The organism is Cystobacter fuscus DSM 2262 (genome assembly GCF_000335475.2).
In the GTDB taxonomy this organism is placed as follows: domain Bacteria; phylum Myxococcota; class Myxococcia; order Myxococcales; family Myxococcaceae; genus Cystobacter; species Cystobacter fuscus.
The window spans coordinates 95276-106848 of the sequence record NZ_ANAH02000028.1 but is presented as its reverse complement, the minus strand read 5'-3'; the positions used below and the strand labels follow the sequence as shown (position 1 = coordinate 106848).

Genomic DNA, 11573 nt, shown 5'->3' with positions numbered 1-11573 from the left:
AGAGGAGCGGGAACCGAGCAGTGAATGCCCGGGAGGACACATTCCCCTCCCGGAAAATGCGTGGTGCTGGCTGCTCGTGGGGCAGGCGTCCGGAGCCCCCGCGTGGTGGGCGGCTACGTTCCGGCGACCAGACCCGGGGCGCGGGTGCGGCGGGCCCGGCGCTGCTCACGCTGGGCGCGCTGCCGGGACACCATGCCGTAGGTGATGCGGTAGCCGAGCCAGGCGGTGGGCACGCCCAGCATCAAACTGCCGAGCACCAGGCCCAGCACCACCTCCAGCGCATCGGGGCCGGAGAACGACAACGCGGACAGCTCGAGCGGCGCGGACTCGGTGTTCGCGGACCGGAACGAGACGGGCAGCAGGTAGTGCGCCAGGGGACGGCCGACGACGTAGCACAGGCCGTAGAGCGGCGCGGCGGTGAGCGGGTTGGTGAGCCACACGCCCGCGAGGGCGGCGACTCGCGACACGTGGATATGCGCCAGGCGGCGCAGCAACTCGGCGATGAGGACGACCAGCGGCAATTGCAGACCCAGCAGCGGCAGCATCGCCACGAACAGGCCGAGCGCCATGCCCCCGGCGATCTGTTCCGGTTGACCCGCGCTTCGCAGCAACCGCACCCGAGCCCGGCGCAGCTTCCTCTTCACGTGCTTCCACCACGACGACACGGTGCACCACTTTTCGCAGGCCGAACGGCTTCGGCGGCGTCGCCACATTAACGTGGAGCGCGCGCGTGCGCAGTCCCTCCCCGCTCGATGAGTTTGGCCGCCTGCCAGAGCACGACACTTGGAGAACGAAGGGTCCAACCGTTGGGGAACGAAGAATATGTCGCGCGGCGTTACACCCCCGCCGGGTGGCCGGTGCACGAGCGGCGCGACGAAGGCACGAACACGGCGCATGCCGCCTCCTTATCCTTCCGCCATGAAGCCCTCGAACAGCAAGAGAAGGGGCCGGGTCCTCGGGGTGGCCGCCGCCGCGCTCGCGTGGGGGACGGTCGCCACGGCCCAGCCGCGGGAGCAGTACCTCACCTTGCGCACGCCCCAGAGCGCCATCACCGCCCGGATAACGGGGGACAGCATCACCAGCGCCGACATCCAGCTCACCCGCCAAGGCCAGGAGCTGCGGGGCAGGATGTTCGGCCGGGTGGTGTTCCTCGACCTCGAAGCCGACGAGGTGGGGGGCACGGTGGGAGGCCAACTCACCCGGTTGCACCTCCAGGAGCAGGACGGCGTCACCCAGGCGCGCGGCAACTTCCTCGGCACGCTGATGAACCTCAGCCTGGGCCCCCAGTCACTCACGGGCAGCGTGGGCCGCTGTGGGTATGACTTGAAGGTCACCCCGGAGGGGACGTACCAGGGCTCGCGCAGTTGTGGGGGCATACCCCAGCGGCCCGTGGTCCTCTCCCTGCCACCGGCCCTCACCCAGCAGGGTCCCGCGATGACCCTGACCACCCTCGCCATCCTGCTGGGCAACGCCTAGGCCCGGCGGCCCGCTCCGGGGCGCGGGGGAGCGGGAGGCTCCGCGGCCACGGCATGGGCCCGGAGGAAGGTGTCCAGGTGGTCCTCCAGGAAGCGCTCCACGTCGAGCGGGCGGCAGCTCGCCCCCGACAACTGCAACTGGTGCAGGAGGCCGAGCACCACCGGACACACCAGCTCCAGCGCGGCGTGGCGCACGTCACAGCGGCGCAGCTCCCCGTCGGCGATGTGGCGGGCCAGACGGGCCTCGGCGGCCTGGAGCGTGGGCTCGAGCAACTCCTTCACGTACGCCGGCCCCAGCGTCCCGTGGCCCAGACCCGCGGACAGGCCGAAGGCGTGCACCGCGCCCACGCCCAGGCGCCAGCCGGTGAGCAGGGACTGGAGGAACCACTGGAGCGACTCGCGCACCGGGCCATGGGGCTCGGTGGCCGAGGCGAGCAGGTAGGGCAGTCCCCGCCGGTGCATGTCCGCCATCACCTCCAACACCAGCGTCTCGCGGGAGCCGAAGTAGTGGCGCAGCGTGGCCACGCTCACCTCCGCCGCCTCGGCGAGTTCCCGGAAGCTCGCCTGGGCCCCGTCCGGCGCGAGCAGCCGCAGGCGCGCGGCCTCCAGCAGTCGCGCCCGCTCCTTCTCGTAGTCCGCGTTGCGGCTTCCCTTCACCCGGGCCATGGGACTTTGAATAAGCCGGATGTCGTACGGAATCCAACCTTCCTCCGCTCGCGACGTCCGCCTCCCTCCCCTTCGGCTTGAAATTAAATAAACCACTCGTGATATTCTATCCAGCGAGACTGGCGTGGGAGGAACGATGTTGGACGGATTCGCCCAGGAGGGCATGGCGGAGGTGTGGACGCCCGTGGCGATGTCCCGCGAGGTGCGGGGCAAGCCGTTGGGGCTGACGCTGGCCGGCGAGCGCATCGTCCTGTTCCGGGATGGGCGGGGCACGCTGTCGGCGCTGAGGGACCAGTGCCCGCACCGGGGGGTGAAGCTGTCGCTCGGCAAGGTGGGGGCGGACGGGTGCCTGGAGTGTCCCTTCCACGGGTGGCGCTTCAGCGCGAGCGGCTCGTGCACGCACATTCCCCTCAACGCGCTGCCCGAGGAGAAGCGCCAGCGCTACGCCGTCACGGCCTTTCCGGTGCGCGAGCGCGGGGGGCTCATCTGGCTCTACACGCGCCCGGGCGGAGAGGCCCCCGACGAGCCGTACGTGCCCGAGTCCCTGGAGAAGCCGGGGGTGCACGTGGGGTTCTACGCGGAGACGTGGAACGCGCACTGGACGCGGGCGATGGAGAACATGCTGGACTCGCCCCACCTGCCCTTCGTGCATCAGCGCACCATCGGCCGGGGGCTGCGCCGGAGGATGAAGCCGGAGTCGACGATGGAGGTGGAGGTGGAGCCCACGTCCACGGGCTTTCGCACCTGGTCCAGCATGGATGGAGTCCCGCCCCAGGGCTCGCTGGACTGGCTGCGTCCCAACGGCATGCGGTTGAACATCCCCATCCCCGGGCGCCTCATGCAGTTGCACATGTGGTGCATCCCGGTGGACGCCAACCACACGCGGATGCTGCTGGCGGCCGCGCGCGACTTCGTGCGCATGCAGCCGCTGGCGGCCCTGGTGGACCGCTACAACACGCGCATCCTGCACGAGGACCGGGCCATCGTGGAGTCGAGCCACCCGGTCGAGGCGCCACCGGTGTCCGAGGAGCGCAGCGTGGCGACGGACCGGGCCACGCTCGCCTTCCGCCGCTGGTACCACGAGCGCAAGAAGCAGGCGACCCGCACGGCCGCGGACGAGCCGGCGGCCACCCCGCTCGCGGTGTGACTCAACGCCGCGGGACGAGGCGCTCCAGGACGTCGCGGTTGCGCGGGGCGAAGAAGGGCTCGCGCAAGAGCCGGGGCAGGGAGGACTTGCTCACGCACAGCAGGTGGAGCGCGTCGTTCCACTCCCCGAGCACGGCGATGGCACTCACGTCGGGTGCCTCCCGGTAGAGGTCGTTGAGGTTGTGCACGAGCGCGGCGAGGTCCTCCACCTCCCAGCGCTCGGACACGTCTCCGGCGAGGATGTGGAGTTCCAGGACGGGACGCTCGCGCACGTCGATGATCTTGAAGCGCCGTGCGGCGCCGCCCATGGCGAGCGTGAGGGGCGCGATGAGTTCCTCGGGCTGAACCCCGAACGACACGGCGAGTCCACCGGCGAGCAGGCCCGCGTCCGACAGCCGCAAGAGGGAGAGGTGGGGGGGGTCGTCGGAGCGGAGCACCTCGCGCGCCGCCTCGCGGTCCTTGAGGAGGCGCGCACGGTCGAGCGAATCCAGGAGGGAGGCCATGAGCCGCGCGAGCCTACCTCAGCGCTGCTCCAGGCGCGGCGGCGGTCGGACTCCCCATCCCATCAACCCGCATGGGGTACGATCTCCGGACATGACTCGACGGCCCGTCGAGTCGAGTCGAGCCGACACTCTCCACGAGGAGATACGAGACATGGCCAAGGAGAGAGCGGCACCTGCTCAATCGCGATTCGACAGTCGACATGAGGAGCTGGTGTCCGCGCAGGAGGCGGCGGAGCTGCTCGGGGTGAAGCGGGCCACGCTCTACACCTACGTGAGCCGAGGGCTGGTGCGGTGCGTGCCCGAGCCCGGGACGAAGGAGAAGCGGTACGTGCGAGCGGACCTGGCGCGGTTGAAGGTCCGGCATGACGCGCGCGCGGGGCACGCGGCGGTGGCGGCGGGCGCGCTGCGCTGGGGCGAGCCCGTCATCGACTCGGCGGTATCACGGGTGGGCGCGGAAGGACTCGCGTACCGGGAGTACTCCGCGGTGAATCTCGCGGTGGAGGGCCGGAGCCTGGAGGACGTGGCGGAGCTGCTCTGGACGGGCAGCCTGCCGGTGAGCCCCGTGCGGTGGCCCACACCCGAGCCGCCCCTGCCCCCCGCCTCGGTGGCGGCGCTGCTTCCCGGGGACTCGCCCCCGCTCACGGTGCTGCTGGCGGTGGTTCCGCTGCTCGGCGCATGGGACGCCGTGCGCTTCGCGGCCCCCGCGGAGCAGGAGCGGATCCGGGCCCGGCACCTGCTGCGACACCTGGCGGCCTGGGTGAGCGGAGGCCATGCCCCGTCGCGAGTGAACCGGGCGCTCAAGGAGCGGAGCGTGGCGGACTCGCTGGCGGTGGCCTGGGGCGTCACGGAAAAGCGCGCGCCCGAGCTGTTGAACCGCGCCCTGGTGTTGTGCGCGGATCACGAGCTGAACGTGTCCACCTTCGCGGCGCGGGTGACGGCCTCGTCGGGAGCGGATCTCTACGCGTGCATGAGTGCCGCGTTGTCGGCGCTGTCGGGGCCGCGGCATGGCGGCGCGTGTGATCGCATCGAGGCCCTGCTCAACGAGGTGGGCACTCCCCAGCGGGCGCGCCAGGGAGTGCTCGAGCGGCTGCGGCGAGGCGAGAACGTGCCGGGCTTCGGTCACCCGCTCTACCCGGAGGGAGACCCACGCACACCGCCGCTGTTGGAGGTCGCGTACGCACTGCGTCCGGAGCCCGTGGCCGTGCGGGTGTTGCGTGGGGTGGAGGAGACGATGCGGGAGGCGGGCTACCCCGGGCCCACCGTGGACTTCGGCCTGGTGGCGCTGGCCTCGGCGCTGGAGCTGCCGGCGGGCGCGGCGACGGCGCTGTTCGCGGTGGGGCGCGCGGCGGGCTGGGTGGCGCACGTGCTGGAGCAGCGCGAGCAGGGAGCGCTGTTGCGTCCACGGGCCCGCTACGTGGGGACGCCGGACACGCCGGAGGCGTCGAAATGACAGAGGGTGCCGGGACCCGAGCATCGGTCCATCCGGCACCCTCTCCTGCCCTCGGGGGCAAGCAGCTCAGACGTTGAAGCGGAAGTGCATGCAGTCGCCGTCCTGAACCACGTACTCCTTGCCTTCCACGCGCAGCAGGCCCTTCTCCTTCACCGCCGACTCACTGCCGAGCTTGATGAGGTCTTCCCACCGCATGACCTCGGCCTTGATGAAGCCGCGCTCGAAGTCCGAGTGGATGACGCCCGCCGCCTGCGGCGCCTTGTAGCCCTTGTGGATGGTCCACGCGCGGCACTCCTGCTCGCCCACGGTGAAGTAGGTCTGCAGGCCCAGGAGCTTGTAGCCCTCGCGCACCACCTTGTGCAGGCCCGGCTCGCTGAGGCCCGCGCTCTCCAGGAAGCCCGGACGCTCCTCCTCGGGAAGCTGCTGGATCTCCGACTCCATGGCGGCCGCCAGCACCACCACGCCCGCGCCCTCCTTGGCCGCCATGTCGCGCACCTGCTTCACGAAGGGGTCGGAGTCCTCCTTGCCGATCTGCTTCTCGCCGATGTTGGCCACGTACAGCACGGGCTTGTCCGTCAGCAGGAAGAGATCGCGGATGACGGCGCGCTCGTCGTCGGTGAGCTTCTGCGCGCGCACCGTGGTGCCCGCGTCCAGCCCCGCCTTGATGCGATCGAGCAGCGCGAGCTCGGCCTTGGCCTCCTCGGCCGCCTTGCCGCCCATCTTCGTGTTCTTCTGGGAGCGCTCGCGGCGCTTGTCCACGGTCTCCATGTCCTTGAGACACAGCTCCGTGTCCACCACGTCCCGGTCGCGCACCGGATTGACGCCGCCCTCCACGTGGGTGACGTTGTCGTCCTCGAAGCAGCGCAGCACGTGCAGCACCGCGTCCACCTGGCGGATGTTGGCGAGGAACTGGTTGCCCAGGCCCTCGCCCTTGGAGGCGCCGCGCACCAGGCCCGCGATGTCCACGAACTCCAGCGACGTGGGGATCTTCTTGAGCGGCTTGATCAGCGCGGACAGCTTGTCCAGGCGCTCGTCGGGCACTGGCACCACGCCCACGTTGGGCTCGATGGTGCAGAACGGGTAGTTGGCCGCCTGGGCCCCCGCGGCGGACACCGCGTTGAACAGGGTGGACTTGCCCACGTTGGGCAGACCGACGATGCCGATGGAGAGCGCCATGGTGGACTCCTATACGTCCTGACGAAGGGGACTACGAGCGGCGCTCGGCTCCGCCCTTGGCGGGCGGCAGACCCTGCACGAACTGCTCGGCCAGGGCGCGGTGCTTGGTGTCGTCCAGCCGCTCGTTGAGCAGCTTGCCGGCCACTTCCATGGCCAGGTCCACCGTCAGGGCCTTCACCTCGGCGATGGCCTTGGACTTCTGCTCCTCGATCTCGCGCTGGGCGGACGCCTTGAAGGCATCGGCCTCCTTGCGGCTCTTGGCCATCAGGTCCTCGCGGAACTTCTCCACCTCCTGCTGGTTGCGGCGCAGGAGCTCCTGGGCCTCGCGGCGGGCCTCGGCGATGGCCGTCTTCTGCTCGGCGAGCAGCTTCTCGGCCTCGGCGCGCTCACGCTTGGCGGCCTCGATGGAGCTGGAGATCTGCTTCTCGCGCTCCTCCACGAGCGAGAGGATGGGACCCCAGGCCTTCCAGCGCAGGATGATGGCGACGATGATGAAGGTGACGAGCGTCCAGAAGATGAGGCCCGGGCGGACCTCCACGAAGCTGCTGGCGGCGAGAACGTTGGGCAGGAACATGGCGGCCTTCAGGGGTACGGCGTCAGGGTGGTGGCCGACGCCCCCCGCGGCATGCGGGAAGGCGCCAGACCAGGAACTGCTTCAACGCGCCCGGCTCAGGTCTTGATGGCGAGCAGGATGCACACGACCAGCGCGAACAGCGTGGCGCCTTCGATGAGGGCCGCGGCGATGATCATGGTGGTGCGGATGTCGCCGCTGGCGGCCGGCTGACGGCCCGTGGCGTCCATGGCGGCGGCGGCGAGCTTACCGATGCCCAGGCCGGCACCGATGATGGCGAGGCCGGCACCGATACCGGCGGAGAGGAAGGCGAGCGCAATGCTGGTCATGGGAATGCGTCTTCTTTCTTGCGAAGGGGACCCACTTATTGGGGGGGTCGTGATGGCCCTGGGGACTACCTCCGGCGGCCTTTCGAACCGCCAGGTTCTTTACATGTGGGCACGGCCGTGGTCGTGGCTGTGGCCCAGCTCCTTGCTCTCGGCGCCGTGGTCATCATGGTGGTGCGCCATGGCGACGCCCATGCCGATGAAGAGCGCGGAGAGCATGGTGAAGACGTACGCCTGCACGAAGGCCACGAACAGCTCCAGCAGGTAGATGCCCAGGGCGAAGGGCACGCTGACCAGGGCCACCGCGGGGTGGCCGAGCATGAAGATGAGGCCGAGCAGGAAGAAGATGACGATGTGGCCCGCCAGCATGTTGGCGAACAAACGGATGGTGAGCGCGAAGGGCTTGGTGAACAGGCCGAGCACTTCCACCGGAATCATGATGGGCCACAGCCACGGGGCCACGCCGCCGGTGAGGTGCGCCAGGTAGCCACCCAGGCCCGCGGCGCGGATGCCGGCGATCTGCGTGAGGATGAAGGTGCACAGGGCGAGCGCCACCGTGACGCCGATGTTGCCCGTGGCCGTCGCCATCCAGGGGAACAGGCCCAGCAGGTTCATGAAGAGGATGAAGAAGAACGCGGTGAGCAGGTAGGGCGTGTAGCGCGGGCCCTCCTCCTTGCCGATGTTCTTGATGGCCAGCTCGTCGCGCACGAAGAGCACGAGCATCTCGAAGAGGTTGGCCGACGTGCCCCGGGGCACCAGCTTCGACTTGTCGCGGTTGCTGAAGAGCAGCACCGAGCCGATGAGCAGCACCGCCGCCAGCCACATCATCAGCGTGTGCTTGGTGATGGACAGGTCCAGGCAGCCCTCGCTCCAGGAGGGGACGGCCTTGCCGTGCCCATCCGGCGTGGGGCGAGGCTCACAGGAGACGCCCGCGCGCAGCGGAATGCCGAACTGCGGCAGGTGGATGAGGATGTGGTTGTCGCTCAGGGGAATCTCGAACTCGTACTCGTTCGAGTCGGAGACGTGGTGGAGGATGTAGCCCGCCACGTCCTGCTCCTCTTTCTCGAGGTGCGACTGGGGCGCCGCGTGCTCGCCCTCCGTGGGAGCGGCGAACGCCATGCCCGCCATCAGGCTGGCGAGAAGAATCATTGCCTTGCGCATCACTCGTCTCCGCCCGCCGCGTTCCGCGACGCGGCCATGACATAGCTCAGTTCAATCCACTGCAGCACGAAGTAGGTCCCGAAGAACCCCGCCACGAACGCCACCACATCCCACTCCCGCCGCACCACCCAGACCAGCCCCACCACCACCAGGGCCGCCCTCAGCCCGAACACCACCGCCACCACCATCAGCGCGGCCACCATGTCCCGCCGCAACGCCCGCCGCTTGAGCCACAACCCCAGCGCTCCCGACCCCACCGCCAACAGCGCGCCCAACAACGCGCCCCGTCCCCACCCCAACTGCCCCGGCACCCAGAGCGCCAGACCCACCGCCAGCACCGCCACCCCCGCCGACAACCCCGCGTAGGTGCGAAAGGACCGCTCGCCGCCGCCGCTCACCGCTTCCTCTTTCCCAACTGGGCCATCTCGTGCAGGAACCCGTAGAAGCCCACGGAGATGCCCACCAGGCTCAACCCCAGCATCCCCCACGGCGACGACCCCAACCCCTTGTCCAGGAAGTAGCCTCCCAGCACCCCGACGACCGCTCCACCCACCAGCTTCCACACCGCGGCGATGTACGGCTGGGCCGCCCGCATCTGCCGGGCCGTCTCCGACAACTCGCCGTCCTTCGTCTCGTCCCCAGGCTCCTTCTCCGCCATCGCCTCGACCAGCCTCGGGAAAACCACGGGTTCGCCTGCCCTCGCCCGCCCCGCCGTCCTCACACGCGGGCGCCGCTTAGCACTGAAGGCGCGCGCCGCGCAACTCAGACGCGCCGGGGGGTCCAGGTCTAGAAGGAAGGCAAATGCCTGGGTCAAGCCGAAGTCCAGGCCCCCCCCTCTCCGGCTCCGCTTCCCTCCTCCGGGCCGGAATGTCATCGTCCTCCCCGTGACGAAGCCTGAAACGGCCCGGGGGGGCACCTACGACCATCTGGATGCCTTGCCCTACGCCATGGTCGTGGTCCGCGACAGCCACATCATCCATGCCAACCCGGCGTTCTGCACCTTGATGGGCTACCCGCGCGAGCAGGTGGAGGGCGCGTGCATCGAGCAGTTCTCCACCCACGCGGCCCCGCTCATGACCGAGCGGCACCAGCGCCGGATGCGCGGAGAGCGCGTCCCGGAAATCTACGAGACGTCGCTGCGCGCCGCCCGGGGCGAGCTGCGCGTGGAGCTCAACGTGTCCGTGTCCGGGCCGGACGTGCTGGTGTTGGTGCGCGACCTGTCCGACCGCCTGCTCCAGCGCCAGGTCCTGCAACGCATGGCCACCCTGGGCGCCTCGCTGCCGGGTATCCACTCCGAGCAGGAGGTGCTCCACCGCGTCTTCGAGGGGCTCGCCGAGCTGGGGCTGTCCCATGGCTACCTGGTTCCCGAGGGAGACCGCGTCCGGCTGGCCCATGCGTTCATCGCCGAACACACCACCCCCCAGGAGACCCGCTTCAACGGGCAGCACCTCGTCGATGCCCAGGGCGCGTGGAGTCCCCTGCTGCGGCGTGCCTGGCGGGAGGGAGCCGCCCATGCGGAGAGCCTCGCCTGGGAGGCGGATCAGTTCGTGGGCAAGGGCCGGGAAGAGCCGGTGCGGGCCTTCCTCGGGCTGCTCGCCCCCCTGCCCGCCGTGTGCGCCCGCATCGATGGAGAGGGAGAAGGACACGCCCTGCTGACGGTGGCCGCGCGCTGGCTCAGTGAGGAGGAACTGCCCGCCGTGCGCCTCTTCGCCGCCCAGGTGTCCGCCGCCCTGGCCTCCGCGCGCATCATCTCGCGCCTGTCCACGCACAACACCGCGCTCGCCGCGCTCAACCGCCTGGCCGCGGTGGCCGCCACCGCCCGGGAACCCCGGGACATCTTCGAGCCGGGCGCCGCGGAACTCTTCGCCCTGATGCGCTGCGAGTCCGTGAGCTTCCTGCTGTGGCTCGAGCAGAGCCATGAGATGCAGCTCGTCTGGCAACGGGGCCTCAGCAAGGAGGCGGCACAATACTACTTGCGCTATCCGCTGGGCGGGACCATGGCCGACGCGGTGCTGCGCCATGACTACCCCCAGGTGCGCTACGTCGAGGAGTTCCCCGAGCCCACGCGCACCCACCTGCGCGACACCCAGCGCTCCGCCGTGGCCATGGTGCCCCTGAAGACGGGCTCGCGCATGGTGGGCGCGCTCGTGCTCGCCTTCGCCCAGCGGCGCGTCCTGTCCCACCTGGAGCAGGAAACCCTGCGCGCCATGGGCGTGCACTTCGCCGCCGCCATCGAGTCCCACCGGCTGCTGCAGGAGGTGCGCGGACGCGCCGAGGAGCTCGCGCGCCTGCACGAGGAGTTGCAGCGCACCCAGCGCCAGCTCGTGGAGCGCGAGCGGCTCGCCGCGCTCGGCGAGCTGTCCGCCGTGCTCGCCCACGAGGTGCGCAACCCCCTGGGCGCCATCTTCAACGCCCTGGCCGCCCTGCGCCGCTACCAGGAGCCCGACAGCCCCGGGCACCTGCTGGTGGGCATCGTCTCGGAGGAAGCCCACCGCCTCAACCGGCTCGTGGATGACCTGCTCGACTTCGCCCGTCCCGCCCAGCCCCACCCCCAGCCCATCCCCCTGGTGAACCTGCTGGAGGAAGCCGTCAACGCGGCCTCCCCCGCCCAGGCCCACGTCCAGGTGGAGTGGGCGCTGGCGCCGGACGTGCCCCCCATCCCCGTGGACGAGCGGATGATGCGCCAGGCCTTCCTCAACCTCGCCCTCAACGCCGTGCAGGCCATGCCCCAGGGCGGCACGCTGCGCGTCTCCGCGCGCCGCCGCGCCGAGGGCCCCGGCGCCACCGTGGAGTTCACCGACACCGGCCCCGGCATCCCCCCCCACCTGCGCGCGCGCCTCTTCGAGCCCTTCTTCACCACCAAGGCCACCGGCACCGGCCTGGGCCTCGCCATCGTCCGGCGCAACCTGGATGCCCATGGCGGGCAGATCTCCATCGACTTTCCCGCCACCGGCGGCACCACCTTCCGGTTGGAGCTCCCCGCCGCCCCCGAGCCCCAGGGGCCGCGGCAGGGCTGAGCTCCCCGCCCGCTCCCCAGGCAGACCTTCGCGCGCCCGTCCAGTCGCCTGTACTCCTTGCATCCCAGTACGTTGTCCGGGA

13 protein-coding genes are annotated in these 11573 nt (G+C 70.4%); 4 read left to right on the top strand and 9 right to left on the bottom strand.

Translation table 11 applies throughout. The features are described from left to right. Window positions 1-113: 113 nt before the first annotated feature. Entirely contained in the window at window positions 114-644 is a 531-nt protein-coding gene (locus D187_RS50840; RefSeq protein WP_051256685.1) for a DUF2062 domain-containing protein, read from the bottom strand. Between the two features lie 250 nt (window positions 645-894). Here D187_RS50840 and D187_RS55720 point away from each other — a divergent pair, with 250 nt between their 5' ends. Continuing rightward, window positions 895-1476: a hypothetical protein gene (locus D187_RS55720; RefSeq protein WP_002628607.1), complete on the top strand. Its 582-nt coding sequence runs from the start codon at window positions 895-897 to the stop codon at window positions 1474-1476. Here D187_RS55720 and D187_RS55715 read toward each other — a convergent pair. Continuing rightward, window positions 1473-2141, bottom strand: coding sequence for a TetR/AcrR family transcriptional regulator (locus tag D187_RS55715; RefSeq protein ID WP_002628608.1), 669 nt, complete (start codon window positions 2139-2141; stop codon window positions 1473-1475). The two genes, D187_RS55720 and D187_RS55715, sit on opposite strands and share 4 nt — an antisense overlap. A gap of 136 nt (window positions 2142-2277) precedes the next feature. Here D187_RS55715 and D187_RS35115 point away from each other — a divergent pair, with 136 nt between their 5' ends. After that, window positions 2278-3288 carry a Rieske 2Fe-2S domain-containing protein gene (locus D187_RS35115; protein ID WP_051256683.1) on the top strand — a complete coding sequence of 337 codons (1011 nt, stop codon included), beginning with the start codon at window positions 2278-2280 and terminating at the stop codon, window positions 3286-3288. Between the two features lies 1 nt (window position 3289). Here the strand turns inward: D187_RS35115 and D187_RS35110 are convergent, their stop codons facing one another. Next, window positions 3290-3790, bottom strand: a complete 501-nt coding sequence (locus tag D187_RS35110; RefSeq protein ID WP_002628610.1) for a hypothetical protein — start codon at window positions 3788-3790, stop codon at window positions 3290-3292. 151 nt (window positions 3791-3941) lie between these two features. Here D187_RS35110 and D187_RS35105 point away from each other — a divergent pair, with 151 nt between their 5' ends. Beyond that, window positions 3942-5240: a citrate/2-methylcitrate synthase gene (locus D187_RS35105; RefSeq protein ID WP_002628611.1), complete on the top strand. Its 1299-nt coding sequence runs from the start codon at window positions 3942-3944 to the stop codon at window positions 5238-5240. Window positions 5241-5306: 66 nt separating this feature from the next. Here the strand turns inward: D187_RS35105 and ychF are convergent, their stop codons facing one another. The 6 genes from ychF to D187_RS35075 form a co-directional block, all read right to left on the bottom strand. Next, on the bottom strand, window positions 5307-6416 hold the full coding sequence (gene ychF, locus D187_RS35100) for a redox-regulated ATPase YchF (RefSeq protein ID WP_002628612.1): 1110 nt from the start codon (window positions 6414-6416) through the stop codon (window positions 5307-5309). Window positions 6417-6447: 31 nt separating this feature from the next. Then, entirely contained in the window at window positions 6448-6990 is a 543-nt protein-coding gene (gene atpF / locus D187_RS35095) for a F0F1 ATP synthase subunit B (protein ID WP_002628613.1), read from the bottom strand. Window positions 6991-7085: 95 nt separating this feature from the next. After that, window positions 7086-7316: an ATP synthase F0 subunit C gene (locus tag D187_RS35090; RefSeq protein ID WP_002628614.1), complete on the bottom strand. Its 231-nt coding sequence runs from the start codon at window positions 7314-7316 to the stop codon at window positions 7086-7088. A 99-nt stretch (window positions 7317-7415) separates the two neighbouring features. Then, entirely contained in the window at window positions 7416-8474 is a 1059-nt protein-coding gene (gene atpB / locus D187_RS35085; protein WP_002628615.1) for a F0F1 ATP synthase subunit A, read from the bottom strand. Beyond that, complete coding sequence (locus D187_RS35080) at window positions 8474-8872, bottom strand: hypothetical protein (RefSeq protein ID WP_002628616.1); 399 nt, start codon at window positions 8870-8872, stop codon at window positions 8474-8476. The genes atpB and D187_RS35080 overlap by 1 nt, the downstream gene beginning before the upstream one ends. Next, a complete protein-coding gene (locus D187_RS35075) occupies window positions 8869-9132 on the bottom strand; it encodes an AtpZ/AtpI family protein (protein WP_002628617.1) in 264 nt (87 codons plus the stop codon). The genes D187_RS35080 and D187_RS35075 overlap by 4 nt, the downstream gene beginning before the upstream one ends. 226 nt (window positions 9133-9358) lie before the next feature. Between D187_RS35075 and D187_RS35070 the strand changes: the two genes are divergently transcribed. After that, window positions 9359-11491, top strand: a complete 2133-nt coding sequence (locus D187_RS35070; RefSeq protein ID WP_020918487.1) for an ATP-binding protein — start codon at window positions 9359-9361, stop codon at window positions 11489-11491. Window positions 11492-11573: the final 82 nt, after the last annotated feature.